This window comes from Nocardioides sp. NPDC004968 (assembly GCF_040608935.1).
GTDB lineage: Bacteria > Actinomycetota > Actinomycetes > Propionibacteriales > Nocardioidaceae > Nocardioides.
This window is the reverse complement of the sequence record NZ_JBEXJF010000026.1, coordinates 16,143-41,709: the sequence shown is the minus strand read 5'-3', so window position 1 is coordinate 41,709 and position 25,567 is coordinate 16,143. Positions and strand designations below refer to the sequence as shown.

General features: G+C 69.2%; 27 protein-coding genes. 18 read left to right on the top strand and 9 right to left on the bottom strand.

Annotated features, from left to right (window positions below; all coding sequences use genetic code 11):
* Nucleotides 1-40: 40 nt before the first annotated feature.
* Both ABZU72_RS20685 and ABZU72_RS20680 read right to left on the bottom strand, forming a co-directional pair.
* Complete coding sequence (locus ABZU72_RS20685) at nucleotides 41-1,285, bottom strand: MFS transporter (protein ID WP_355020692.1); 1,245 nt, start codon at nucleotides 1,283-1,285, stop codon at nucleotides 41-43.
* 182 nt (nucleotides 1,286-1,467) lie between these two features.
* Nucleotides 1,468-1,641: a hypothetical protein gene (locus ABZU72_RS20680; protein WP_160158737.1), complete on the bottom strand. Its 174-nt coding sequence runs from the start codon at nucleotides 1,639-1,641 to the stop codon at nucleotides 1,468-1,470.
* 469 nt (nucleotides 1,642-2,110) lie between these two features.
* Between ABZU72_RS20680 and ABZU72_RS20675 the strand changes: the two genes are divergently transcribed.
* The 10 genes from ABZU72_RS20675 to ABZU72_RS20630 all read left to right on the top strand — a co-directional run bounded on the left by ABZU72_RS20675 (nucleotide 2,111) and on the right by ABZU72_RS20630 (nucleotide 15,095).
* Nucleotides 2,111-2,377 carry a hypothetical protein gene (locus tag ABZU72_RS20675; RefSeq protein ID WP_091043078.1) on the top strand — a complete coding sequence of 89 codons (267 nt, stop codon included), beginning with the start codon at nucleotides 2,111-2,113 and terminating at the stop codon, nucleotides 2,375-2,377.
* Nucleotides 2,378-2,416: 39 nt separating this feature from the next.
* Nucleotides 2,417-3,601: a hypothetical protein gene (locus ABZU72_RS20670; protein ID WP_355020691.1), complete on the top strand. Its 1,185-nt coding sequence runs from the start codon at nucleotides 2,417-2,419 to the stop codon at nucleotides 3,599-3,601.
* Nucleotides 3,598-6,321: an ATP-binding protein gene (locus tag ABZU72_RS20665; protein WP_355020690.1), complete on the top strand. Its 2,724-nt coding sequence runs from the start codon at nucleotides 3,598-3,600 to the stop codon at nucleotides 6,319-6,321. The genes ABZU72_RS20670 and ABZU72_RS20665 overlap by 4 nt, the downstream gene beginning before the upstream one ends.
* 197 nt (nucleotides 6,322-6,518) lie before the next feature.
* Entirely contained in the window at nucleotides 6,519-8,447 is a 1,929-nt protein-coding gene (locus tag ABZU72_RS20660; RefSeq protein ID WP_355020689.1) for a hypothetical protein, read from the top strand.
* A gap of 62 nt (nucleotides 8,448-8,509) precedes the next feature.
* Nucleotides 8,510-8,977 (top strand): hypothetical protein, encoded by a 468-nt coding sequence (locus ABZU72_RS20655; RefSeq protein ID WP_355020688.1) that lies wholly within the window; start codon nucleotides 8,510-8,512, stop codon nucleotides 8,975-8,977.
* A gap of 1 nt (nucleotide 8,978) precedes the next feature.
* A complete protein-coding gene (locus ABZU72_RS20650) occupies nucleotides 8,979-10,922 on the top strand; it encodes a peptidoglycan DD-metalloendopeptidase family protein (protein ID WP_355020687.1) in 1,944 nt (647 codons plus the stop codon).
* Nucleotides 10,923-11,066: 144 nt separating this feature from the next.
* Nucleotides 11,067-12,107 (top strand): AMP-binding protein, encoded by a 1,041-nt coding sequence (locus ABZU72_RS20645; protein ID WP_355020686.1) that lies wholly within the window; start codon nucleotides 11,067-11,069, stop codon nucleotides 12,105-12,107.
* The gene (locus ABZU72_RS20640; RefSeq protein ID WP_355020685.1) at nucleotides 12,104-13,072 is read left to right on the top strand and encodes an o-succinylbenzoate synthase; all 969 of its coding nucleotides are present in this window, start codon (nucleotides 12,104-12,106) and stop codon (nucleotides 13,070-13,072) included. Before ABZU72_RS20645 ends, ABZU72_RS20640 begins: the two co-directional genes overlap by 4 nt.
* Before the next feature lie 11 nt (nucleotides 13,073-13,083).
* A complete protein-coding gene (gene menD / locus ABZU72_RS20635; protein WP_355020684.1) occupies nucleotides 13,084-14,688 on the top strand; it encodes a 2-succinyl-5-enolpyruvyl-6-hydroxy-3-cyclohexene-1-carboxylic-acid synthase in 1,605 nt (534 codons plus the stop codon).
* A gap of 35 nt (nucleotides 14,689-14,723) precedes the next feature.
* Entirely contained in the window at nucleotides 14,724-15,095 is a 372-nt protein-coding gene (locus ABZU72_RS20630) for a hypothetical protein (RefSeq protein WP_355020683.1), read from the top strand.
* A gap of 110 nt (nucleotides 15,096-15,205) precedes the next feature.
* On the opposite strand, the gene ABZU72_RS20625 is transcribed toward ABZU72_RS20630, so the two are convergent.
* Genes ABZU72_RS20625 through ABZU72_RS20615 form a run of 3 tightly spaced genes read right to left on the bottom strand, consistent with a single transcriptional unit; the run spans nucleotide 15,206 to nucleotide 16,610 of the window.
* A complete protein-coding gene (locus ABZU72_RS20625) occupies nucleotides 15,206-15,754 on the bottom strand; it encodes a TIGR03086 family metal-binding protein (protein ID WP_355020682.1) in 549 nt (182 codons plus the stop codon).
* A gap of 14 nt (nucleotides 15,755-15,768) precedes the next feature.
* The gene (locus tag ABZU72_RS20620; RefSeq protein ID WP_355020681.1) at nucleotides 15,769-16,257 is read right to left on the bottom strand and encodes an SRPBCC family protein; all 489 of its coding nucleotides are present in this window, start codon (nucleotides 16,255-16,257) and stop codon (nucleotides 15,769-15,771) included.
* Nucleotides 16,254-16,610, bottom strand: a complete 357-nt coding sequence (locus tag ABZU72_RS20615) for a metalloregulator ArsR/SmtB family transcription factor (RefSeq protein ID WP_355020680.1) — start codon at nucleotides 16,608-16,610, stop codon at nucleotides 16,254-16,256. Before ABZU72_RS20615 ends, ABZU72_RS20620 begins: the two co-directional genes overlap by 4 nt.
* A 227-nt stretch (nucleotides 16,611-16,837) precedes the next feature.
* Here ABZU72_RS20615 and ABZU72_RS20610 point away from each other — a divergent pair, with 227 nt between their 5' ends.
* The gene (locus tag ABZU72_RS20610) at nucleotides 16,838-17,668 is read left to right on the top strand and encodes a GH25 family lysozyme (RefSeq protein ID WP_355020679.1); all 831 of its coding nucleotides are present in this window, start codon (nucleotides 16,838-16,840) and stop codon (nucleotides 17,666-17,668) included.
* Nucleotides 17,669-17,704: 36 nt separating this feature from the next.
* Here the strand turns inward: ABZU72_RS20610 and ABZU72_RS20605 are convergent, their stop codons facing one another.
* The 4 genes from ABZU72_RS20605 to ABZU72_RS20590 are packed head-to-tail and all read right to left on the bottom strand — an operon-like array spanning nucleotide 17,705 to nucleotide 20,391.
* Nucleotides 17,705-17,983, bottom strand: coding sequence for a YciI family protein (locus ABZU72_RS20605; RefSeq protein WP_355020678.1), 279 nt, complete (start codon nucleotides 17,981-17,983; stop codon nucleotides 17,705-17,707).
* On the bottom strand, nucleotides 17,983-18,615 hold the full coding sequence (locus tag ABZU72_RS20600; RefSeq protein ID WP_355020677.1) for an MBL fold metallo-hydrolase: 633 nt from the start codon (nucleotides 18,613-18,615) through the stop codon (nucleotides 17,983-17,985). The genes ABZU72_RS20605 and ABZU72_RS20600 overlap by 1 nt, the downstream gene beginning before the upstream one ends.
* Before the next feature lie 24 nt (nucleotides 18,616-18,639).
* Nucleotides 18,640-19,131, bottom strand: coding sequence for a hypothetical protein (locus ABZU72_RS20595; protein ID WP_355020676.1), 492 nt, complete (start codon nucleotides 19,129-19,131; stop codon nucleotides 18,640-18,642).
* A 9-nt stretch (nucleotides 19,132-19,140) separates the two neighbouring features.
* The gene (locus tag ABZU72_RS20590) at nucleotides 19,141-20,391 is read right to left on the bottom strand and encodes an isochorismate synthase (RefSeq protein ID WP_355020675.1); all 1,251 of its coding nucleotides are present in this window, start codon (nucleotides 20,389-20,391) and stop codon (nucleotides 19,141-19,143) included.
* A gap of 105 nt (nucleotides 20,392-20,496) precedes the next feature.
* Between ABZU72_RS20590 and ABZU72_RS20585 the strand changes: the two genes are divergently transcribed.
* The 7 genes from ABZU72_RS20585 (at nucleotide 20,497) to ABZU72_RS20555 (ending at nucleotide 25,566) form a co-directional block, all read left to right on the top strand.
* Nucleotides 20,497-21,078, top strand: coding sequence for a hypothetical protein (locus ABZU72_RS20585; protein ID WP_355020674.1), 582 nt, complete (start codon nucleotides 20,497-20,499; stop codon nucleotides 21,076-21,078).
* A gap of 38 nt (nucleotides 21,079-21,116) precedes the next feature.
* Nucleotides 21,117-21,806: a demethylmenaquinone methyltransferase gene (locus tag ABZU72_RS20580; protein WP_355020673.1), complete on the top strand. Its 690-nt coding sequence runs from the start codon at nucleotides 21,117-21,119 to the stop codon at nucleotides 21,804-21,806.
* A gap of 19 nt (nucleotides 21,807-21,825) precedes the next feature.
* Nucleotides 21,826-22,506 carry an ankyrin repeat domain-containing protein gene (locus ABZU72_RS20575; protein WP_355020672.1) on the top strand — a complete coding sequence of 227 codons (681 nt, stop codon included), beginning with the start codon at nucleotides 21,826-21,828 and terminating at the stop codon, nucleotides 22,504-22,506.
* 27 nt (nucleotides 22,507-22,533) lie between these two features.
* Nucleotides 22,534-23,184, top strand: a complete 651-nt coding sequence (locus ABZU72_RS20570; RefSeq protein WP_355020671.1) for an HD domain-containing protein — start codon at nucleotides 22,534-22,536, stop codon at nucleotides 23,182-23,184.
* Nucleotides 23,185-23,377: 193 nt separating this feature from the next.
* Nucleotides 23,378-24,445 (top strand): hypothetical protein, encoded by a 1,068-nt coding sequence (locus tag ABZU72_RS20565; protein WP_355020670.1) that lies wholly within the window; start codon nucleotides 23,378-23,380, stop codon nucleotides 24,443-24,445.
* 208 nt (nucleotides 24,446-24,653) lie between these two features.
* Nucleotides 24,654-25,010: an NADH-quinone oxidoreductase subunit A gene (locus tag ABZU72_RS20560; protein WP_008356428.1), complete on the top strand. Its 357-nt coding sequence runs from the start codon at nucleotides 24,654-24,656 to the stop codon at nucleotides 25,008-25,010.
* A 1-nt stretch (nucleotide 25,011) separates the two neighbouring features.
* Entirely contained in the window at nucleotides 25,012-25,566 is a 555-nt protein-coding gene (locus ABZU72_RS20555) for an NADH-quinone oxidoreductase subunit B (RefSeq protein WP_160025681.1), read from the top strand.
* Nucleotide 25,567 lies beyond the last annotated feature (1 nt).

Genomic DNA, 25,567 nt, shown 5'->3' with positions numbered 1-25,567 from the left:
CACACCGAAGCGGCCGCCGCAGCAGCTACCTCCGGAGCGGCTACGCCGGCGTGGGGACGGGTTGGGTACGGCGGGCGAGGTAGCGCTCGGCGGCGCGGGCGGAGGGGTGGACGCCGATCGCGGCGATGACGATGATCCCGGCGATGATGGCCCAGCCGAGGTGGCCGAGCTCCATGGCGAGGAAGGTGTACGCCGCGGGGGCCCAGACGGTGCCGAGCGTGTAGCCGACCTGGGCGGCACCCTGGTAGTCGCCACGGTGCTCCGGATCGGAGAGGTCGGCGACCAGGCCCCACTCGCCGGCGGACTGGAAGAGCTCGGCGCCGGTGACGGTCACATGGCCGATCCAGACGAGGGCGATCGTGATCAGGCCGACGGTGTCGTGGGTGATCGCGATGATCGCGCAGGAGGCCAGGAAGCAGAGCGCGCCGCGGCGCTGGGCCTTGAGGGAGGTCGTCACGTCGGTGACCCCGCGGGCGGCGATGACCTGCAGCCCGACGGCCATGACGGTGTTGGTGCCGAACAGCCACGCCAGCAGCACCCGCGGGGCGTCGGTCTCCTGGACCAGCCACAGCGGGATGACGACGTTGAGCAGGACCTGATGGGTGCCGAGCACGCCGTCGAAGAAGGTCGTCGCGAGGAACGCGCGGTTGCGCAGGGCGCCGAGGCGATCGCGTACGTCTGGCTTCATGTCGCCGGGCGAGGCAGCGGTGGCGAGGCGGGGGAGGCGCGAGATCCAGTAGGCGTTGACCAGCAGCACCACGGCGGTCAGCACCGGGACGGCCTTGATCAGGGTGTTGGAGTCGGCGGCCAGGGCGAGACCACTGGCCAGGGCGCCGAGCGTGTAGCCGACGTTGCGGGCGGCACGCATGTAGGCGAACGAGCGCACTCGGGTCGCCGCGGGGAAGACCGAGATCCGGTAGGCGTCGCGACCCGACTTCTGCCAGGAGGAGGCGAGTGCGAGGAGCACCTCGACGGCGACGTACGCGGCGAAGTTGCCGACCAGGACCCAGGCACCGAACAGCAGCGCCTGGAGAACGGCACCGGCGATCCAGCTGAATCGGGTGCCGAGACGGTCCGCGAGTCGGCCCAGGGGGACGGCGAACAAGAAGGTTGCAGCGCCCGCGATCGTGAGACCGAGGCCGACCTGTGCGGCGGAGAGGCCGACGATCTGAGTGAAGAAGACCGCCGAGCCGGTGAGAAAGGTGCCTTCGGCGAAGGCCGACAACACCGACTGGTACGACATCGCCCGGATGAGCGGGTCGTCTGAGAGGACCTTGTCCCTCAACCGAATGAAGTGAGGGGACAAGACGACTCCAAACTATCTTGACATCGAGACAGGCGCAGTCTTGTCATCGCGGTGTCCGACGTCAAACAGTTATCTGTGCTGATCGGTCCCCAAACCGGGCAGCGAGAAAAAAGGAGTCCATCGCGCCGACGCCCGTGCGTCGGCGTAGGTTGCGGCCGAGGTCAGCGGGTGGAGCCCTCGATCGTGCCGATGACGCCACCGAAGACGTCGGTGGTGACGCCCCAGATGCCGCCGGCGATAGCCGAGACCGTGTTGGTCAGTCCCTGCGGATCGGTGAACAGCCAGAACCCGACGAACAGGGCGCCGATGACGATGAAGATCTTCTTCTTGTCCATGTGAGCTCGTCCTCCCGAGAAATCCGATTGAATGTGGAGTGAATTCGCGAATCCGGACGCAAGCGCGCGAAACTCGCGAGGTTGCTCCGGGATATAGATTCCCCGAAGTTAGCCTCCACTCGCAAGAATACGGCGAAGGAGACCGCTGAGCGGGACAGTGTCGCATCCAGCGGTCCGGTGTGCGGCATGACGCCCCGGTGACGCGGTCCGCCGAGCGCTGGTACGCGCGCGGTGTGCCCGTGTCGTCAGGTGGAACGAGGTGCGCTACGGCGGTCTGGCGACTACGCTCGTCTCACATGGCGGTGGCGTTTGTCCAGAAATGCCGATGCCCGGGAGTTTGCGTCAGCCCGCGGGAGGGGCAAGGCGCCTCCACCCACCGGTGCCGCATGGGGCTGCGCCGGGCGGGACAACCGAATACTTCCGGACGGATCCGGCAACCACACCTCACCTCGGGAAAGGGAGCAGAACAATGGCACCGCATCAGTTGATTCAAAGTACGACGCAAGCCGCCGAGTATGGCACCGGCGGCCTGGCCGAGTGGATCACCGACAACATCATCACGCTGGTCGTCCTGATCTTGGGCGTCACGGTCCTGTGGGCTGCCCGCAGCGGCAACATCTCGAAGGCCGTCACGATCGTCGGTGGTCTGATCATCGGTCTCGGCGTCCTCGGCCTGGCCGTGGGCAACAACGCCACGGACCTCGGTCAGTGGATGGCTGGTCTCTTCAAGGGGTGAACCCGGTCCCGTTAGCTAACCCAGGGAGGGATCTCGGGGATGAGGCTGCCTGACGACGACGAGCTGTACGAGGTCGACCAGACCTATCTCGGCCCCCCTCGTCGCTACATCGGGGAGATGCGTTATCGCACCATCTTCCTCTTTCTGGTGATCGCACCATTGACGCTTGTGCTGCTGCGCAAGCTCGGCATGCCGGTGACGCTGCTCAGCATGGGCCTGTGGCTCATCGGCGCCTCCTACCTTTCGATGAAGGCCTCCGACTACATCAGCTCGGAGAGCTCGGCCGGTGCCTGGCTGATGACCTTCTGGCACGAACTGACCACGCCGCGCGTGGAGACCAGCGTCCAGTACGCAGGCGGCGCGGCTGTCGCCTTCCGGCACGCCACGAGCCCGCGCGGCGGCTGGGCGAAGGCCATGCGACGACCTGGCCGGCGGTTCGCTCAGCAGCCGGGTGCCACCCCCTCGCCGAGGGTGCTGCAGGCGACGGTCGTCACCTCGACGCCGAGCGCCCCGAGCCAGCCGGTGCGAGGCAAGGCCGCGCCCGTGCGGCCCGTGATCGAGGCGAAGGTCGTCGAGGAGCCGCTCCCGGCCCACCTCTCGGTTCAGCCCGAGGCCCAGCCTGCGAGGCAGCAGCCCGCCACCGGCGTACGTCCGGCGAAGGGTGGCTGGTCGAGTCGGCCGTCCTCATCGCCGCGTGAGCCCCGTGACGTTCCGTGGAAGGGCGGCGCGCCGTGGCAGGCCCGGCAGGAGCCGGAGCAGCCCAATCCGCCTGCGCCCCCGGCTCCGGCTGCCGAGACCGCCGCATCCGCTGCCCCGCCGCCTCCGCCCCCAGCCCAGCCGGCACCGCCCACTGCGCCACCCCCGCCACCTCCTCCGCCACCGCCTGCGACGGCCCCAGCGGCCCAGCAGCCTGCCCCGAAGACCGAACCGAAGGCCGAACCGAAGCCTGCGCCGCAGCCCGCGCCCAAGGCCGCCCGGCTGCCGCTCTCGCATGCGGTGAGGCCGGCAGTGGTGATCGCACCGGAGCCAAAGTTCGACGACGACGTCGACGAATGGGACGACGCCGAGGGATGGGACGACTTCGAGGATGCGCCCTCGGGACGTACGCGTCCCAGGGACAATCAGGACGAGCGGGCGGTGCCTGACGGGCGCCCGCAGAGTGTGGACGACTACCGCAAGCGCCTCGACGGCGACCACGCACCCAACGACGGAGGAACCGCATGAGGCGGCCGCGAACGGAGCGGGCCTACGGGCCTGGCTTCGAGAAGCCCAAGCCGGGACGCAAGAGCGTCTTCGGCCGGGGCGGCGACGACTCGAAGGGCGCCCGTGAGCCCAGAGGCGACCAGTGGGCGCTGGAGGAGGTGCGCGGTCACCTGACCTTCACCAGTGACCGCATCATCGCCTGGTACCTCGCCGAGCCCCAGACCTGGTCGTTCCGCGCCCACTCCGACCTCGAGGCCCTGATCACCGACCAGGCGAGCCAGCTGGCCGACCTGGTCGGCAACACGGTCCACGGCCGGGTCACCACCCGCCCCTATCCCGTACGTCACTGGGCGCATGCCGCGTTCGCCAACGCTCCCGACCCTCAGCCGGGGTTCGAGGAGATGATGGCGCGCAACCAGGCCCACATGGCCGCCCACAGCCAGGCCGACAAGCTCGTCTACTACGGCGTCGACCTCGGCCGGCGTGACGCGACGGTGAGGACGCTGGCGAAGTTCTCGGCCGGCGCCGCCGAGCGTGAGATGGCCGCGATCAGCGAGCGCCTCGACACGGTCAACCGGGTGATGTCGCGTCCGGGCTTCTCCGCGCGGCCTGCGGTCGGTCACGACATGGAGTGGATGATCGCCCGTTCGCTCTCCCTGGGTGCCAAGATCCCGGTGCCCGAGCCGGGCGAGGCCCAGCAGAACTTCCTCGACACCGACGACATGGCCGAGTGGTTCGAGTCGGTCGCATGGTCGGCCGAGCCACTGGCCCCGACCGTGCAGGTCACCAGCAGCATCGGCGGCCGCCAGGAGACCAGCCACGTGTGCGTGCTGACGGTCTCCCGGATCGGCGACATCGAGGTCCCGGAGACCCATGCGCCGTGGATGGCGAAGACCGACGCGCTCGGCTTCCCGGTGGAGTGGTCGTTCCGGGTCGAGCCCCGCTCGCCGGAGGACGTCTCCCGCGAGATGGCGTCCCTGACCCGCCGAATCGACGGCCAGGTCAGCCACTGGTCCGACGACCACGGCAAGCGGCCTCCCAAGCAGCTCTCCCGTCAGGCCGGCCGAGCCGCCGACGTCGAGGACGAGATGCGCTCGGAGTTCACCGGCCTCTCCACCCGGACCAGGGGCTGGTACCGGATCGCCGTCACCGGCCGCAGCGAGGCGGAGGCGCTCGACAAGGCGCAGAAGGTCGTCGACCTCTACCGGCCGCAGATCAAGATCACCCGCCAGCTGGGGCAGTATCACCTGGCTCGCGAGTTCGTCCCGGGCGAGCCGCTCGCGTCGACCGCGCATGCCCGGAAGTTCCCGGTGCTCAAGGTTGCCGCCGGACTCCCGGCGGTCACCGCCGAGGTCGGCGACAAGCGCGGCTTCTACCTCGGCGAGACCTCGGCGATGGCGTCCCGAGCCGTGCTGATGGACCCGTGGTACCTCACCGAGGTCATGGAGCAGGCCGGCCTGATCCCGCTCGTCGGCACGCCCGGTTCCGGAAAGTCGACCCTGATGGGCGTCGTCATCTACATGTCGATCCTGTCCGGCATCCACGGCGTCGCCATGGACCCGGCCGGACGACTGCAGCGGCTGATGACGCTGCCCGAGATCGGCGGCGGCGTCTTCAATGGCCAGCAGGCGCCCGCCCGCGCCCGCAGCGTGGACGTCCTGGGCGGCCGCCCGGGAAGCCTGTCGCCGTACGCAGTCGTCCCCGACCCCAACCCGGAGCTGATCCGGGCCGAGGCGATGTCGGACCACGAGTTCGCCGAGCGGCTCCACCGGGAGCGGTCGGCCGCCGTGCAGCAGCGCCGCGACCTGACCGTCTCGGTGCTCCGTGCCTGCCTCCCGGTCGGACTGGCCAACAACGAGGAGGTGCTCAAGCGCATCCGCGCCCGCGTGATGGAGGCGCAGGCCGACCGCGGCGCCGACACCTCGACGATCGTGAAGATGCTCTTCGAGGGCGACGGCGGTGACCACGAGATCGGCCGCGAGCTCGCCGCCGCCCGAGAGCGCGAGCTCGGCCGCCTCTTCTTCGGCAACGACTTCCTCCAGTCCGACGAGGAGCTGAAGGGCACGCCGTTCACCTTCTACAACCTCAAGGGACTCACCACTCCGCCCGAGCACGTACCGCGCGAGGAGTGGAGCGCCGAGGAGCAGATGGCGCGCCCGATCATGACCCTCGCGGCCTGGTCCGCGCTGCACCTGATCTACCGCAGCGACCCCAACGATCGAAAGCTGTTCGCGCTCGACGAGGCCCACGAGATCACCCAGGCCTCCGGCGGCACGGGTCGCGCCCTAGTCCACAAGCTCTCCAGCGACTCCCGTAAGAACAACTGTGCCGCGCTGGTCTCGACCCAGAACGCCTCCGCGATCCTGGGCTCCGACATCAACAACTTCGTCGGGGCGGCGTTCGTGGGACGTACGCAGGACGAGAGCGCCCAGCGCGACGCGCTCAAGCTGCTCGGCAAGCCCGAGGGACTCGGCTACGAGTCGATCCTGGCGCGGCTCTCGCCGCGCACCAGGCGCGGCGACGAGCAGCTCGGCTACCGCGAGTTCATCTACCGCGACGGCCTCGGTGGCGACACCGGTCACGGCGGCATGGAGATCATCAAGGTCACCCTCAACCACCACCCGGGTCTGCAGGAGGCGCTCAACACGACCGCCGACCCCACCCGCCGGGTCAGCCGAGCCATCGGCGGCGACCCGACCGATCTTCCCAAGACCGAGATTTCCGGGGATGGGAACGGCTGATGCCGCCGCGCCCCGCTCACCACAGGACACCCCTGCGCCGTAGGGCTGCTGCCCTGGTCGTACTCGTAGTCGCGCTTCTGTCCGTCGCCGGACCGGCGGCGGCAGCGGGGCCGAGGGGGATCGACATCCCGATCCCGTTCGATCCGACGGGTGGGCTCTCGGGTGTGAGCGATGCGTGCAACAACCTGGATGCGCCGATGCCGGCTTCTCCGTATGGGGATGGGTCCTTCATCGTGCGGATGACGGCGTTGGGTGCGGCGTCGAAGGCGGGTACGCAGCTGAACGACCCGGAGGAGATCAACGACGAGCTGGATCCGTTCCGCAACAAGGACGAGGTCTCGCTGGAGTCGGCGTATGGGACCACGCCGCAGTGGTGGACCTATGACAACGGGTGCACGGGGCAGTTCGTCGCGGGGGCGGGGACCTCGATCGGCAACATCATGTTGGAGATCTCGGGGATCCTGCCGAACTGGTCGCATGCGTTGTTGAACGCGGTGATCGGGGAGAACTCCTTCCTCAAGGCGTTGGACGACCCGATCGTGGCGGCCTCGGAGGCGGTCACCGATGGGGTGTGGGCGCCGTGGGTGAGCGTGGTGTTGTTGCTGGTGGCGGCGACGGTGATGATCCGGGCGCGTGATGGCCGGTTCGCGCGGGCGGTCACGGCGGCGGGTTGGGCGCTGGGTGTGTTGGTGGTGACCTCGTGGCTGATCCAGTATCCGGTGGAGTCGACCAAGCTGGTCGATGACGGCGTTCGGTCGGCGACCGGGATGATCGCGACCGGGTTCAACGACGGCCGGACGGTGCCCGGGGTCAATGACGACAAGTTCGGTGAGACCGATGCGGTCAAGGCCGTGGATGGACAGATGGATGAGGTGGTGCGGTCGACGCAGTACCGCACCTGGCTGGCCGGCGCGTTCGGTGACCCGGACTCGGCCACGGCGAAGACGTACGGGCCGCGGGTGTTCCGGTCCACGCACTTCTCCTGGCAGGAGTACGACACCTACCGCAAGGACCCCAACGGCGAGGGCAAGAAGGTCCTGGAGGCCAAGCAGGACGCGTTCAAGGAGCATGCCGAGGCGGTCAAGAAGTCCGATCCGGTGGCGTATGAGTACTTCAAGGGTGAGCACTGGTCCCAGCGGGCGACCACGGCGTTGGTGAACCTTGCGGTGGTCGTGGTGGTGTGTGGGTTCTTGCTGGTGGCGGGGCTGGCGATCTTGTTGTCGTTCGCGTTGATCCGGTTGATCGTGCCGTTCGCGCCGGCTGCGGGGGTGTTGTTCATGTTGGACCACACCCGGGACGCGGCGGTGGCGATGCTGAAGCGGGTGGTGGGTCCGTTGGTGATGGGCCCGATCTACTTCCTGGTCGCGTTGTTGCTGCTGCGGCTCGACTCGGCGATCTTGACCTCGACGATGTGGTTCGTGCTGAAGCTCGGGCTGATCGCGGTGCTGACCGTGCTGGCCTGGCGGCTCACCCGACCCGCCGCCTACGGGATCCCGCTGCCGGGCATGGGCCGGCTCACGTCGATGCTCTCCTCGTACGTCGGCACCCGGACGGGCGCTGAGGCCGGGGTCCGCGACGCGAACGCCGACCGGCCGCCCGTTCCGGGCGGTGGCCCGGCGGGCACCGGATCGGTCTCGAGCCCCGGCGGCGTCTACATGCCCGGCCACGAGCTGACCGGCAGCCGACCGACGATGGTCGCCGAGCAGGTGCCCAACCAGGCTCCGGTGACGGCTGCCGGAGCGCTGGGTGCCGGAGCGAGCGCGAGCAGCACACCGACGTACGCCCTGGGGTCCTCGATGAGCGGCGAGGAAGGCGAGCGGGTGGCCGGCCAATGGTTCGACTCGCGCTCCGTCGAGCGCGACGAACCGTCCTCCCGCGACGAGGCCCGCCCAGGGTTCGGCGCCGGACAGGTCTACAACAACGACCGCCCCGAGGCGCCGAACCCGGTCGACTACACCGCATACGCAGACCGCGAGCCTGAGCCGCCGCGACAGTCTCCGGTGGCGGAGGCCAACGTGGACTACGACGCCGACGGCAACGCGGTCTTCGTCATCTACTCACCGAACGGGAACCGCTCGGTGCCCGTCGACAACGGTCCGAGCTGGTCTGAAGGAGGAGCCCGGTAGTGCGGTCGACAACGACGCGTGGTGTGCTGTGGGAGGTCATCGCGCCGGTGCTGAGGTGGCCCATGAGGTCGCCGTTCCGGTTCTTCTCGGTGGTTGTCGGCATCGTCTTCGTCATCTGGCTCATCGCCCAGTGGAGCGACGCCCCCGACGCCGAGCCGGCCGCGCAGCCCGAGCGAGGCTCCGCGTCTGCGCAGCAGAGCGCCTCGGCGAGCGGGTCGCCTGCACCCGTCCCGGACCCGACGCCCTTGGCGGTCAAGTTCGTCACCGCTTGGGCCCGCCCCGACCTGACCACCGACGAATGGTGGGCCGGGATCAACGCCGCCCGCCCCGACGAGTCACTGGCCCAAGCCCTGGGCTCCACAGACCCGGCGACCGTGCCGGCGACCAAGGTGGTCGGCCCGGCGAAGGTGCTCGAGCAGACCGACGGGGAGGCACGCGTCGAGGTCACCACGGATGGTCCCAAGGTCGTCGTCTACCTGACGCTGGTCGACAACGTCTGGTACGTCGCGAACATCCTCCCCGGAGGCTGACATGTGGATCTTCAAGGCGCGTCTGATCTGGGGGATCGTGGCCGGGGCGGCCACGCTCGTCCTGGTGGTCACGGGTGCCTTGGTGATCCTCATCGGTGGCCTGGCGAGCACCGAGCAGAGCAACCAGGACCAGGCCGAGTCGGGCTGTGTCGGCGGGACCAACGCGATCCAGGCAGGCAACCTGGGGCCGGACGGTGAGATCCCCGAGGGCAGCATCGCCGGGTTCGACACCGAGCAGATCCAGAACGCCCGGACCATCGTGGCGGTCGGCAAGCAGTCCGGCGTGCCCGCCTACGGGTGGGTGATCGCGCTCGCGACCGCGATGCAGGAGAGCACCCTTCGCAACCTCGACTACGGCGACCGCGACTCGCAGGGTCTCTTCCAGCAGCGCCCGGTCTCCGGCTGGGGTTCGGTCGCCGACATCACGAACCCGGTCAAGTCGGCCCAGGCGTTCTACGGCGTGGCTGCCCACACCGGCAACACCGGTCTCCTGGACATCCCGGGCTGGCGCAAGATGCAGGTCACCGCGGCGGCGCAGGCGGTGCAGCGGTCGGCATTCCCGCTGGCGTACGCCCAGCACGAGGACGAGGCGCGAGCCCTCGTCGCCGCGCTCGCCGACGGGGTCTCGGCCGCCGACCTGACGGCCACTGCGACCGACGTGGCCTGCACGATCGGCATGGCCGGGATCAGCACCAGCGTCGTACGCCCGATCCAGGCCGGCCTCGCGGTCGACAACGACAACTACGGCAACTCCGGCTCCAACTGGGCCAACATGCACACCGGCAACGACTACTCCTCGCCATGCGGCACGCCCGTGCAGGCGGCCCACGGCGGCACCATCGTGCTGGAGTCGGGCGGCAGCTGGGGCTGGGCAGGACGCTGGCTGGTGAAGGTGCAGACGGCGCCCGGGAACCTGACCACGTGGTACGGCCACATGCAGTCGCTCTCGGTGGCCGCGGGACAGACGGTGAAGGCCGGGCAGGTCATCGGGCAGGTCGGCAGCGAGGGCAATTCGACCGGCTGCCACCTCCACTTCGAGGTGCACCCGCACGGCGGCGGCTACCTGCAAGACCAGGTGGACCCGGCGGCCTGGCTGGACAAGAACATCGGCAAGACCCTCGAGACGACCAAGCAGGTCGGCGGGCTGCCCGGCGCGGGGCAGGTCGGCGCCTCCCCGGCCGCCGTCTCCGGCCCGCAGGTGCGCCTGGCGCAGGCCAACATCAAGGTCTCCATGTCCAGCTCGAGGTACCGCTCCGACCTGGCCAAGGTCATGAAGCACGGACCTGACTTCGTCTCCCTCAACGAGGCCCAGTCACGGTCGGTCTCCGACCTCTCGGTACGCGGCTACGGCACCTACCGCGCCTCGTCGGACGAGTACGGCACCCGTAGCCAGGCCCTCAGTCCGGTCGTCATGTGGCGTACCGACCGCTGGGTGGCGGTCGACAAGGGCACCGTCCAGCTCACCAAGCCGGTCACCGGCGTCAAGAACGACAACAGGTACGCCACCTGGGTGGTCCTCGCCAGCAGCGACGGCTCCGGGCGCATCTCGGTGATCTCGACCCACACGATGACCTCGCCCGCCAACAGCCCGCAGGCGCGTAAGAACGAGGCCCAGCGCGGCTTCGCGAAGCTCGCCGGACTGGCGCAGGGTCTGCAGAAGTACGGCCCGGTCCTCGTCGCCGGAGACCTCAACTCGCCCTACCCGCGCAACGGCGGCGACGGGGATCCGTGGGGCCCGAAGCCGTTGATGACCAAGGCCGGGATGACCTCCTCCTTCGAGACCCTCGGCGCGCCCCCGCAGGGCTGGGCCACCCACGACGGTGGCGGCACGATCGACTGGCTCCTCGGCTCGAGCTCCACCGCCACCCCCACCCGCCATGCCTCGTTCAAGCTGGACTCCGACCACCACGGCCTGGTGGGGGACTTCAACATCCGTGGTCAGTAGGGCCTGCGCCACGTGTAACACGTCGTTCGTAGGACTACTCGCCCTATTGGAACGACCGGACAGTCCTACGAACAGCGTGTTACACCGCACGAAGCCCACCAGCCCACCGCGAAGCCACCTATCCCAGGCGATAGCGTTGGCTCCATGAACGACGCGGTGGAACGGGCTGAGAGCACCGTCGCCGCGATGGCCGAGTGGCTCGCCGGAGGCGGGCCGGAGCACTGGGTCGTGGAGACCTCGGGGTCCACAGGCAAGCCCAAGCGGGTGATGCTCTCGCGGGAGGCCGTGAAGGCGTCGGCAGCGGCATCGGCGCGACGCGTCGGTGCGAGCGGGCAGTGGCTGCTGACGCTGCCGGAGTCGTACGTCGCCGGGACCAACGTGATCGCCCGCTCGCTGCTGGCAGGCCACGAGCCGGTGATCGCCGCCGCCCACGGCTCCTTCGCCGAGGCCGCGGCGGCGATGGACGACGGGCCTCGGTTCGTCTCGATGGTGCCGACCCAGCTGCACCGGATCATCGAGTCGGGCGGTGACGACCTCGCCGCGCTGGCCGGGTTCCACACGCTGCTGCTCGGCGGCGGCCCGATCGACCCGTCGCTGCGTGCCCGCGCCGAGAACGCCGGGGTCGACGTCGTCGCCACCTATGGCTCGGCCGAGACCTGTGGCGGGTGTGTCTACGACGCGATGCCGCTGGAGGGGGTCGGGATCGCGATCGGCACCGACGGCCGGGTCCGGATCAGCGGCCCGATGCTCTTCGACGGCTATCAGGACGACCCCGAGCAGACCGCGAAATCCCTGGTGGACGGCTGGTTCCTCACCTCCGACGCCGGCACCCTCGACGAGGACGGCCGGCTCCGGATCCTCGGTCGGATCGACGACATGGTGATCACCGGCGGTGTGAAGGTCCCGGCGGCGCTCGTCGCCAGACGGCTCCGCGAACACCCGGCCGTCGAGGCCGCGGAGGCCCTCGGCACCCCTGACGCGGAGTGGGGCCAGAGGCTGGTCGCCTTCGTCGTCGGCGACATCGACGCTGCCGACGCCCGCGACTGGGTCGCCGCGGAGCACCCTCGCTCCTGGGCGCCACGACAGGTCGTCGCGCTCGACGAGATCCCGCTCCTCGGCAATGGCAAGCCCGACCGGCAGGCCTTGCTCGCGCTGGCCACGACCGACGACGCGGAGGCACGATGACCGACGAGCCGCACGTCTTCGCCCTTCCGATGACGACTCGCTTCCGAGGGATCACCGAGCGCGAGGGCCTCGTCTTCGAGGGCGCCGGCGGGTGGGGCGAGTGGTCGCCGTTCCTCGACTACGACACCCCCGAGATCGAGCCGTGGCTGCGCTGCGCCGAGGAGGCGGCCGCGGGGGACTGGCCGACCCCCGTACGCGAGACGGTGCCCGTCAACGCCACCGTGCCGGCGGTCGGTCCGGAGCGCGCCCACGAGATCGTCGCTCGCTCCGGGTGCGCGACCGCCAAGGTCAAGGTCGCCGATCCGGGCCAGAGTCTGGCCGACGACATCGCCCGCGTCGAAGCCGTCCGAGACGCCCTCGGTCCCGCCGGCAAGGTGCGGATCGACGTCAACGGGCTCTGGACCGTCGACGAAGCCCTCGCTGCGATCGGGGTTCTGGACCGGGCCGCAGGCGGGCTCGAGTACGTCGAGCAGCCCTGCCTCACGGTCGAGGAGCTCGCCGACGTACGCCGCAAGGTGGAGGTCCCGATCGCCGCAGACGAGTCGATCCGGCGGGCCGCAGACCCCTATCGCGTACGCGACCTCGAGGCTGCCGACGTGGCGGTGCTGAAGGTGCAGCCGCTGGGCGGCGTGCGCGCCTGCCTGCGGATCGCCGAGGACATCGGGCTGCCGTGCGTGGTCTCCTCGGCGCTGGAGACCTCGGTCGGGATGGCCGCCGGGATCGCGCTCGCGGCGGCGCTGCCTGAGCTGCCCTACGCCTGTGGGCTCGGCACGATCTCGATGTTCACCGAGGACATCGCCGCCAGCCCGCTCCTCCCGGACGGCGGGCTGCTCCCCGTGCTCTCGACTTCACCGGCGCCGACGCGCCTGCTTGCCGAGCCGGCGCTGAGCGCCTCCCCGGAGCGTACGGAATTCTGGCGCCGGCGCCTGGCCGATGTCCTCGCCTACCGGGACACCCTCCGATGAAGAGAGCACACATGGCCACCGCAACTGAGCTTGCCCGGGCGGTCGTCACCGCGCTCCTCGAGGCGCGGGTCACCGACATCGTCATCGCGCCCGGATCGCGCAACGCACCGCTGTCGTTCGCCGTCCTCGACGCGTCGCGAGCGGGGCTGGTACGCGTGCACACCCGGATCGACGAGCGCTCCGCCGGCTTCTTCGCACTCGGCCTGACCAAGGTCGGCTCGCGCGCGGCGGTGATGTGCACGTCCGGCACCGCGGTCGCCAACCTGCACCCGTCGGTGCTCGAGGCCGCTCACGCCGGAGTGCCGCTGGCCGTCGTCACGGCCGACCGGCCGGCGCGGCTCCGCGAGACCGGCGCCAACCAGGTCACCGACCAGGTCGGCATCTTCGGCCGGCTGGTGGAGACCCTCGACCTGGCCGAGGCGCCCGACGAGAACCTCATCGCGGCGCTCGACTCCGCACGCGGCCCCGTCCACTGGAACCTCCAGCTCGACGACCCGCTGACCCCGCCCGACCGGTGGCAGCCGACAAAGATCGAGGCCCGTCCGGCGCCGGTACGTCCGGAGCTGATGATCCACGAGTCGATCCCGACCGGCCCCGGCACGCCGCGCACGGTCGTCGTCGCCGGTGACGACGCCGGCCCGCCCTCTCGGATCCTTGCCCAGGACGGCGGCTGGCCGCTGTTCGCCGAGCCGTCCTCGGGTGCGCGCACCGGCGACAACGCGCTGCGCTCCTACCGGCTGCTGCTCGAGTCACCGCTCGCCGACCGGATCGAACGGGTCGTCGTCTACGGCCACCCGACCCTCTCCCGGCCGGTCACCAACCTGCTCGCCCGCGCCGACATCGAGGTCATCGCGGCCCCGGTCGCGGGGGTCTGGCCTGCGCGCCCGTTCCGGGTCGACCGCACGATCCGCACCCGGCTCCACGTTGAGGGCGAGCCCGATCCGGCGTGGTTGGAGGAGTGGCGTTCAGCGGATCGCGAGGTCAGCCGCCAGCTGGATCGACTGCTCCATGAGCAGCAGGAGATGACGGCGTACGACGTCGCCGGCTGTGTCGCCCGCGCCCTGCCCGACGGCGGGCTGCTGATGCTCGGCCCCTCCAATCCCGTACGCGACCTGGACCTGATGATGCGGCCCAACCGCGTCGGCGGGCGCCGGAAGGTGTTGGCCAACCGCGGCCTGGCCGGCATCGACGGCATCGTCTCCACCGCGATCGGTGCCGCCGCAGGGCGCGAGTCCTCGACGCGCGCGCTCGCGCTGATGGGCGACGTGACCTTCCTGCACGACGCCGGCGGCCTCCTGCTCGGTCCCGAGGAGGTCCGCCCGGACCTCACCATCGTCGTCGCCAACGACGACGGCGGCTCGATCTTCGCCTCCCTCGAGCAGGGCGCCGACGACTACGCCGACAGCTTCGAGCGCCTCTTCGGCACCCCGCACGGCACCTCCCTCGAAGCGCTCTGCGCCGCCCACCGCATCCCACACCTCGCGGTCACCTCCGTGCCCGAGCTCGAGGCCGCCCTCGCCTCCCCGAACGGCGGCATCGAGGTCGTCGAGGCAGTGGTCTCCCGAGACGGCCGCCGCGAGCTCGACCTGGCCATCCGCGCGCTCGCCCGTTCCTGAGTTCTGGACCGAGCGCGACGTGGCACAGTGAGCGCGTGAGCGAACAGGCGCAGCCGCAATGGCCGACCGTGGTGCCGTACGTGGAGTCCTACGCGGGAGCGACGCGGGTGATGACACTGGAGATGGCGTCCACGGCGAAGGAGAAGTTCATCGCCACGATGCCGCCGATCGTGGCGATCGACGGGCGTGACTATTGGGTCTACTGGGGCCAGGTCAGCTTCGAGATCCCCGCGGAGCGGGCTTGCCATGTCAGCGTCCGCTGCGAGGGCGGGCAGAGCGGCGGGCAGTATTCGCAGGACCTCGGATTCCGCGTCGCCTCAGCACTGCTCCCACCCGGCGCGGAGCCGGTGCGGATGCAGTACCTGTGCCACTTCGCTTCCGGTGTCGGATCGATCATCATGTCCTGATCAGCGTTCGGCGACCCGGAGCAGAGCCTCGGACGTGCCGGGTCGGCGCATCCTGACCGAAACAGAGCTCGAGTCGGCTCGTCATGACGAGCCGACTCGACAGGGGGTGGTCACGGCTTCCAGTACGGGTCTCGGCCGATGAAGCCGAGGAGCTGCTCCTGCGGGGTGGCGTCGGCGGGGACCTCGACCCTGGGGCCGAACTGGCCGGAGGCGCGCATGGCGTCCTCCATCGCGGCCGCGCCGGCGAGCATCGCCGCGGCACGCTCGGTACCGAGGTCGAAGTCGCGCCCCAGGGCGCGGGACAGGTCCCAGGAGTGCATCCAGATGTCGGGCGTGTAGATCTCGGAGAGCGTCACGTCGAGCGGCTTGTCGCCCATGTGCGGGTTGGAGATCATCCGGCCGGCGGGGTCGTCGAAGAGCCCCTGGATGTCGGCGGTGTGGGTCTTCCAGGCGGCGACCGGATCCGCGGCGACGTCGAGCGGCGCCAGGTCCACACCGGAGGATCCCATCAGGAATCCTCGCGACCATTCGACCAGGTGAGTGACGACGTCGAGGGCGGTCCAGGCCGCCACCGGGCTGGGGCGAGCCCAGTCCTCGGTGGCGGCGGAGCCGACGATCTCGGCGAACTGGGCCGCGTCGTACGCGTGCTGTTCGCTCATGCTCAGACCGGTGTTCACGAGAGCTCCGCCAGGAGCTCGTCGAGCTGCTCGTAGCCCTGGAGGACGCCCTTCTCCATGCCGCTGGCCATGATCGCGGCCTGGGTCTCGAAGGACTCCACGACGCTGAGGCCGGTCAGGCGGGTGCGGCCGCCGGGGAGCGGCTCGAGGGTGAGGAACTCCAGCGAGGCCCCGTCGGGTGCGCCGCGCCAGGTGAAGGTTTGCACGATGCGCTCGTTCTCGCGCACCTCGTGGAAGCTGCCGAAGAACTGGCTGAACTCGTCACCGTCGCGCTCGGCGGAGTAGGCCCACGAGCCGCCGGTGCGGAAGTCCCACTCGGTGATGAACATGTCGACGTCGCGCGGGCCGAGCCACTTGGCGTACAGCTCCTTCTCGGCGTGGGCGCGGAAGACGAGCTCCGGGGGAGCGTCGAACTCGCGGACGATGGTGATCGTCGGGGTCTCCTTGGAGGCCTCGATCGTGGTCTCGTGCTTCGTGGTGGTCATGATGCGTCCTCTGCTCGTGATTGTTGTGGTGGCGTGCTTTCCTGCATCTCGGCGAGGAGTGCGTCCAAGCGCTGGTAGCGCTCCTCGGCCTGCTGCTGATATCTCTCGATCCACTTGGTCATGAGGTCGAACACCTCCGCTTCGAGACGTACGGGCGCGCGGCGCGACTCCCGGCTCACCAGGCCGGCGTCCTCGAGCACCTTGAGGTGCTTGGAGACCGCCTGAAGGCTGACGTCGTAAGGCGCCGCCAGCTCGCCGACCGTCGCATCGGCCGACGAGAGCCGGGCGACCAGGTCGCGCCGGGTCGGGTCTGCCAGGGCCGCAAAGACTCGGGAGAGTCTGTCCTCGCTCATCTCGTACTCCTCAACCAATCGGTTGATAACGAGGCTAGGCTCCCGCTTACGCCATTGTCAACCATTTGGTTGAGTAACTTGCTTACCAGAAAACATTCCCCGGGGGACATCGGTTGCGGCACGATGTTTCCCAGTGCAAGTCTCCTCCTCGGGCCTGTTTGTCTCGGGCTCCGCTTCGACAGGAAAGGCCTAGCCCCATGAGTCCTTCGCGCCGCAGATCCATGAGAGTGACCGCAATAGCCGCCGGTCTCCTCCTCGCCATCTCCCTCTCCCCGACCCAGTCCGCCGGCGCCGCCGAGAAGGACGACCGCCGTCTCACTCAGAAGGCGAGGTCCCATGGCGTCACGTCGGAGCACGGCGCGTACGTCGGCTGGTCGACGCCCGGCTCGAAGGCCACGGGCGGCACCGCCAACGACACCCCGATCACCGCTCAGGCGACCGTGAGCGGCATCGACGTCTCCGGCCACCAGGGCAACGTCGACTGGGCCTACTGGTGGGGACAGGGGAAGCGGTTCGCCTACATCAAGGCGACCGAGGGCACCTACTACCGGAACAGCACCTACTTCCCGCAGCAGTACAACGGCTCCTACAACCAGGGCTTCATCCGCGGCGCCTACCACTTCGCCAACCCGTCCGACTCGGGCGGCGCGGCGCAGGCCGACTACTTCGTCAACAACGGCGGCGGCTGGTCGGCCGACGGGAAGACCCTTCCCGGGGTGCTCGACATCGAGTACAACCCCTACAGCGGCGGCACCTGCTACGGCCTCTCCCAGGCCTCGATGCGCTCGTGGATCGCGGCGTTCCTGGACCGCTACCGCGCCCGCACCGGCCGCGACGCGGTCATCTACACGACCACCGACTGGTGGACGACCTGCACCGGCAACACCTCGCAGTTCGCGAGCGCCCACCCGCTGTGGATCGCGCGCTACGCCAGCTCGCCGGGCACCCTGCCCGCAGGCTGGGGCTACTACACCTTCTGGCAGTACACCTCGTCACCCTTGGACCAGAACACGTTCAACGGCGCGTACGACCGCCTGCAGGCGCTCGCCCGAGGCTGATCCTCCGGGCGCCGATCCGGGGTGGACCCCCGGTCCTCACAGACCCAGCTGGGTCTTCCAGGAGCCGAGGCCCGGGGTCCACTCGAAGACGCGACGCTCCTTGATCAGCCCGACCGCGAGGAACGGGTCGTCGTCCAGGGCCTTCTCGACCGCGTCGACCTCGCCCTCGAAGACGAGCAGGCCGGAGCCGTCGGAGGTGGGGCCGGAGAGCCGCAGCCCCGGCTGGCTCGCCAGGAACTCCCGGTGGGCGCCGAGGTGCTCGGCGCGTACGTCGGGGAGGTCGTTGTAGGCGTACAGAACCACGACGATGGCCATCAGAGGTCAGCCCCGTCCGCGAGACGTACGTAGCCGCGCTCGGCCGGGATCAGGTTGGCCGCCTGCGTGTCGAACACCCCGGAGCCGAACTCGGAGTAGACCCGGTCGTGGATCGCGACGGTCTTGGAGGCGCCGACGGAGCGGGCGAAGTCGATCAGCTCGGCCGAGCGCGCCCACGGCGCGGAGACCGGCAGGAAGAGTACGTCCACGGCCTGGCCAGGGCCGTCGAGCGCGTCGCCCGGGTGGAAGATCTTCGTGTCCCCGGCCTGGATCAGGTAGCCCGAGTTGTCGAAGTGGGGCATGTCGGCGTGGATGACCGCGTGCTTCTCGTTGATCGCGGTGACCGGGAGCCCGGCGTCGAACGACTCACCCGGCTTCACCACCGTGGTCCGCTCGTGCACCGCGGGTGCGCCCTTCTGGATCTGCGCCGCGACCGCGCCGATGGTGTAGATCGGCGCGTCGCTGCCCTCCAGGAGGGCCGGGCTGTAGTGGTCGGGGTGCTCGTGGGTGATCAGCACCGCCGTCGCGCCGTCCAGCGCCTCGGGCTGGGTGAACACGCCCGGATCGACGACCACCACCGCCCCGTCGTGCTCGATCCGGACACAGGCATGGCCGAACTTCGTGATCCTCATGCCGCCGAATCTATCGCGCGGCCTCTAGACGTCGGAGCGGACCATGTTGGCGAGCCAGAGGCCGAGGAAGACCGGAAGGAGTACGCCCCAGCCCATCTGCACCGCGGAGTCCTCGGGCAGCGCGACCACGCCGATCACGGCGATGGCGCTCGGCAGCGTCCCCGACACGATCGCGATCCCGATCTCGACGGCGGGATGGTTGCTGCGGGAGTAGGCGAAGTAGAGGCCCATCGCCGCGGCCGTCACGGCGAAGAGGATCGTCAGCACCGCGGCGACGATCAGCAGCTTGTAGGCGCCCGGGGCGTCGTCGGGCCGGTCGCCCAACCACGCGATCGCCGACCAGAAGCCGTAGCTGTCGCCGTCCTCACCGTCGTCGTGGACGATCCGGTACGCCGGCACCGAGATCATCGCGACGATCAGGAACGGAATCGTGAGCAGCTGCGTCCGCGCCAGCCGGTCGGCGTTCTCCTCTCCCTCGCGCAGGGCTGTGCGGATGAGGCCGTCCGAGTTCTCCATGAACGGAGATTAAGACAGGGCGTCCCGAATGGGGACGAACTTGGCCTGGGTCTCGGCCAGCTCGGTCTCCGGGTCGGAGCTCGCCACGATGCCGCAGCCGGCGAAGAGGCGGGCGGTGCGGTCGTCGATCATCTCGGCCGTACGCAGTGCGATGCCCCACTCGCCATCGCCGGTGGCGTCCATCCAGCCGACCGGGCCGGCGTAGCGGGCGCGCTCCATCGACTCGATCTCGGCGATGAGCGCGACGGCGTCCTCGCGCGGGGTGCCGCCAACTGCGGCCGAGGGGTGCAGCGCGGCGGCCAGATCGAGCGAGCTGACCCCGTCGCTGGCCACGCCGGTGATGTCGGTGGCCAGGTGCATCACGTTGGGGAGCTTCAGGACGAAAGGTGCGTCGGGAACGTTCATCGAGGAGCAGTGCGGCTCCAGCGCGTCTGCGACCGACCTGGCGGCGTACTCGTGCTCCTCGAGGTTCTTCGAGGACTCCGCCAGCGACGCGGCGAGGGCGTGGTCGAGGTTCTCCTCGCCGGTGGGCCAGATCGTGCCCGCGAGCACGCGGGAGGTGACCAGGCCGCGCTCGCGGCGTACGAGCAGCTCAGGGGTCGCGCCGAAGAGGTCATCGACGTGGAACGTCCAGCAGGTCGGGTACGCAGCGGCCAACCGCCGCAGCACCGCGCGGATGTCGATCGGGGCGCTGGCCGCGGCCAGCAGGTCGCGGGCCAGGACGACCTTGTCGAGTTCTCCGTCCTGGAGCCGGGCGACGGCGTCGGCGACGATCCGCATCCAGTGCTCGCCATCGACGTAGGCATCGGCGAAGACGACGTCGCGCGGCGCCTCCGGCTCCGGCATCGGAGTCAGGGGAGGAGGGGGCGTGGCGGCCGGACCGACGGTGGTCACCCAGGCGACGTCGCCGCGCTTCCCGACGACGACCGCGGGCACCTTGAGCACGGAGAATCCCGGCAGGTCCGAGAAGGCGAAGGAGCCGAAGCTCACCAGGCCGGTGCCGGGCTCACGCACGGGATCGGAGACCGTGGAGACCGCCGCCAGCTCCTCGAACCACTTGGCCGCGTGCGCGAACCGCTCCGGTCCGGACGTACGGATCTCGGCGGCGGTGCCCCATCCGACCAGGCCCTCGCCGTGGCGGACCCAGGACAGAACGCGTCGGCGGGCGGGCAGCAGCGCGAGCAGGTCGTCGAGCGTCTCCGACCCGGCATCGAGTGCCACGGTGGTGGCTACCAGGGACGGCTGCTCAGACTCACTCACACCCCCAGGGTATCGGCGTGGTGTCGGCCAGGACGAGTCGAAGTGATGTATGGCATCCGCCCCGGGTTGCCATATATGACCATGTGGGTTGTAGCGTGCGCTGGCGTGAGTACCAACAAAGAGCAGTCGTTCATCGCAGAGAACGGCATCACCCTCGGCATCATCGCCTTGGCCCTCTTCGTCGTGCTGGGCGTTGGCCTGCCACGGTGGGTTGGCGACTCCGAATCACACTCGGGCGTGAAGATCACGCTTCCGGAGACTCTGTCGGGCGGCTACAAGCCGGCGGACGAGAAGTCCTCCTACGACCTCGACGTGATCAAGAAGCAGGGCGCGTCCGAGGAGCAGCTGGACCTGTTCATCAAGCAGAACGCCGCCAGCTCGAAGACGGAGGACCGCAACGTGTCCGACGCCCTCGGGTTCTCGATGGCCTCGCGCACCTACATCACCGAGGACATGAAGAAGTCCGTGATGATCCGCGCCTTCGCCGGTGACGGAAGCGCCTACTACGGCGGTGGCGAGGTCTCCAAGGTGCGCGACAACGTCTGCTACTCCAGCGCCGACCAGTCGACCGGTCAGACCCAGGCGACCTGCTCTCACGCGTCCAACGACTTGACCGTCCAGGCGACCGCTGCCTCGAAGGAAGACGCGGCGAAGTACGCCGACGAGATCTTCGAGAAGCTCGCCTGAGTTCGGTTCCGGACACCGACCCGAGACAGAATCAGCCCGTGACCCGAGCAGATCTGGACAAGCAGCCCGGCGAGGTCCGTCGGATGTTCGACGCCGTGGCCAAGCGCTACGACGTGACCAACGACGTACTCTCGCTCGGCCAGGACCGACGCTGGCGACGCGAGGTCATCAAGGCTGTCGACCCGAAGCCGGGCGAGCTCGTGCTCGACCTCGCCGCCGGCACCGGCACCTCGTCCCAGCCGTTCCTGGACGCGGGTGCCGAGGTGGTCCCGACCGACTTCTCGATCGGGATGCTCCAGGTCGGCAAGGAAGCGAAGCCCCACCTGCCGTTCACGGCCGGCGACGGCACCAAGCTGCCCTACCGCGACGCGACCTTCGACGCAGTGACGATCTCGTTCGGCCTGCGCAACATCGTCGACCCGGCGGCCGGCCTGCGCGAGCTGCGCCGGGTCACCCGCCCCGGCGGCCGGATCGTGGTCTGCGAGTTCTCGCACCCGACCTGGAAGCCGTTCCGGACGATCTACGTGGAATACCTGATGAAGGCGTTGCCGCCGGTCGCTCGGGCGGTATCGTCCTCCCCGGACGCCTACGTCTACCTCGCCGAGTCCATCCGCGCATGGCCCGACCAGGCAGGCCTTGCCGCCATGCTCTCCGCGGCGGGTTGGCAGGCTCCGACCTGGACGAACCTCTCGGGTGGAATCGTCGCACTTCATCACGCAACCGCTTGATCTCTGCGAAAGTTCAACTATGACCACGACGTTGCCATGGGACGGCATCTTGATGCCTCGCGAGGCCTACGGGCCCGCAGCGGTCAAGGCCAGGGACTCACTCACCGACGCGGCCGCACAGGGCGACTGGCGCCGCGCGCTCTCGCAGGTGCGCAACGACTACACCGTCGGCGTCAACACCTGGAAGATCGGCGGTGAGTCGATGTTCACGCCGCTCCACCACGCCGCCTACCTCGGTGCCCCGCGCGAGACCGTCCAGGAGCTCCTTTCGCTGGGTGGGGTCAGGTCCTTGCCCACCGCTCACGGTGAGACGCCCTACCAGCTCGCCAAGCGACGCGGTCACGACCACCTGCTCGACATGCTCGACCCCTACTTCCGCCCCGGCACCCCGCTCGGGGACAACCTAGAGAACGTCAACCTCCACGTGAACACGACGCTCGCGGAGCTGACCGCCGAGTTCCGCGGCGAGAACCAGCTGCGTACGTTCGACGTACGGCTCATCTCCGAGGAGGGCGGCCCCGACGAGGCCTGGTTCACCGCCCCGGGGATGTACGGCGGCATCCGGATCGGCATGTTCTGGGGTCGTGCTCACCTGGAGTACAACTCCCGCATGGGCGACTCCTACGCCGTCGTCGGCCCGGAGGGCTCGGCCTACGTGAGCCGTTCCAAGCGCGCCGTTCCCGCCCTCCCCGCCCGCTGACGCTGAGCGGCATGCGAAGGTCGTCCCATGGACGACTCGACTGCCGAACTTATCATCGACCTGAACCCGCTCCCGGACGAGATAGGCGGCCGGCTGCGGGCTCAGCTGGAGTTCATCGCCGAGGCCGACAAGCTCAAGACGATCCTGCGCGCCTCGCCGCTGGCCGCGGCCGACCGGCGTGAGAACGACGCCGAGCACTCCTGGCACCTGGCGCTGATGGTGCTGCTGCTCGCGGAGTACGCCGACGAGCCGATCGATGTCGGGCACGCGATCAAGCTCGTGATCATCCACGACATGGTCGAGATCTACGCCGGCGACAGCCCGGTCTTCGACGCCGCCGCGGTCGTCGACCAGGTCGAGCGCGAGATCGCTGCCGCCGAGCGGCTCTTCACGATGCTGCCGTCGGATCAGGCGGGTGAGATCCGTGCCCTGTGGGACGAGTTCGAGGCCGCCCAGACCCCGGAGGCACGCTTCTGCAAGGCGATGGACCGCCTCGAGCCGATGCTCCTCAACTGGCTCAACCGCGGCGGCACCTGGAGCATGCCCGGCGCCACCGAGTCCCGCGTACGTGCCCGGGAGGCCGGCGTCGTCGCCGCCTCGACCACCCTCGGCGCCGCCACCGACGCCCTCGTGCGTGCGGGTCTCGCCAAGGGCTGGATTCGCCCTGATCCCGACTGACCATCGGCCGAGTCGGCTCGTTACAACGAGCCGACTCGGCGAGATTTCGGGTGAGGACGGGCCGACTCGGCAGGTTTCTGCGCGCTTGGGCTCCGGCGGTCCCATCGAGTCATCGGCAAACGTGGATATTCCCTCCTGGGTATCCAGTACGCTGCGGCGACTTTGGACTGCGGGATGCTGAGGAGGGCCGTTCGTGGACGCAGACGTGGTGCCGGGCTCGGTGACGGTCTGGACCGTCACGCTCGACGATCAGCGGCGCCTCAAGTGGGCCATGGTGAGGCTGCGGCTGCGGAGCAGGGCGTACTGGATCCTGGGGTTGGTCCTGCCGATTCTGGTGACCGGTTCGTTCTGGTTCGGCATGCATGATCCGGCTCTGGGACCTGTCGGCCAGGCCATCGAGCTGGGGATCACGCTCACCATCGGGACCGCCTTCCTGGCGTTGATGCTGACGCTGCCGTTGTCGACGATGCCGCGTCGGGTGAAGCGCGATTACCCTGTCGGCGCCACGCTGACGGCATGGGCGACGGAGGCGGGGCTGGGCGTGCGTACGTTCCGCCGACTCACCTTCTACCCGTGGTCCCGGCTGACGCAGGTCGAGGTGGGACCGGTGTTCGTGCGGTGTCGGCAGAGAGGCCGGAGCGCGTTGGCCGTACCGATGTATCTTCCGGGGGGTCCGGATGAGCAGGCGCGGTCGGTCGACTTCCCGGCCCAACTCATCGGGTCGGAGATCAGCCGTGAGTTGGCGAAGGGGTCGAGTCGGGAGCCTGCGGAGACCCCGATGGCCGGGGTGCCGGTCGTCGTCGATCGGGTCTTGCGGTGGCGGCTAGTCCGGGCATGGTTGCGGGCGCAGTTCGGCATCGCAGCATGGCTGTTCCCGGCCGCGGTCGGGATCAACATCCCAATCCAGTTCGCCAGCGGCTCCAACACGATGGCGATCTTCATCACGGTGATGATGGCGCTCGGCCCACTCTCCTGGTTGCTCACCGGCGAGGGGCGGATGTCGGGGATGTATCCGGTCGGTGCCACCGTCACCGGCTCGGTGGGCGAGTGGCTCGAGGTCCAGGGACCGTGGGGAAGCGTTGCCTGGCCCCCGGGATGGCTGAAACTGCGCCGGATAACCAAGCACACCGTGACGTACGAGATGGTGCAGGTCGGTCCCGATGGCAGGCCGGCGTCGCTGACCGATGTCGAGAAGCGGATCATCGTGATCCCCCGAGCCTTTCTCGACACGCCGGTGCCGGCTGTCAGCGCCCAAGTCTGAGCCGCCACAACCCCGCCATGGCGTGATTGTGCGGGCGTTTGCCACCGGATGTTGGCGCACTTTCCTGCCATGGCGGGAAAGTGCCGCGCGCCATTTCGGCAACCCACTTGCATTCCGTCGCAGGAGTGGCAGGATGTGAGTTGGCCCACATTGTGATTCTATTCACAAAGTCTCAAGAAGGGGTGGGCCGCTCAGGGTAGGAGGCGAGATGGAGCTCTACGTGCCGGTGCTCGCGTTGGCGGGACTGGCGACGCTCTTCGCGGTCGGTTCGGTGATCATGAGCTCGGTCGTCGGACCGAGCCGCGCCAACCAGGCCAAGGCGGATCCCTACGAGTGTGGGATCGAGGCCACGCCACAGGCGTTGGGCGGTCGCTTCCCGGTGAAGTACTACATCACCGCGATGCTCTTCATCATCTTCGACATCGAGATCATCTTTCTCTACCCGTGGGCCGTCAGGTTCGACGCGATGGGATGGTTCGGCCTCGCGGAGATGGGCCTGTTCCTGCTGACGGTGTTCGTGGCGTACGCCTATGTGTGGCGCCGCGGCGGATTGGACTGGGACTGACATGGGTCTCGAAGAAAAGCTCCCCTCCGGCGTACTTCTGACCACGGTCGAAGGCCTAGCCGGCTACTTCCGCAAGGCGAGCCTGTGGCCCGCGACGTTCGGACTGGCCTGCTGTGCCATCGAGATGATGACGTCGGGCGGGCCGAAGTACGACCTGGCCAGATACGGCATGGAGGTCTTCCGGGCCTCGCCGCGGCAGGCCGACCTGATGATCGTGGCGGGCCGGGTGAGCCAGAAGATGGCGCCGGTGCTGCGCCAGATCTACGACCAGATGCCCGAGCCGAAGTGGGTGCTCGCGATGGGCGTCTGCGCCAGCAGCGGCGGGATGTTCAACAACTACGCGATCGTCCAGGGTGTCGACCACATCGTGCCCGTCGACATGTATCTCCCCGGCTGCCCGCCGCGTCCCGAGATGCTGATCGACGCGATCCTCAAGCTCCACGACAAGATCCAGGGCGGCTCGCTGGGCGTCAACGCCGAGCGCGAGGAGGTCGCCAACGAGACCGCGGCGCTGCGCCAGCTGCCGCTGATCGACCAGACGGGACTCCTGAGGTGAA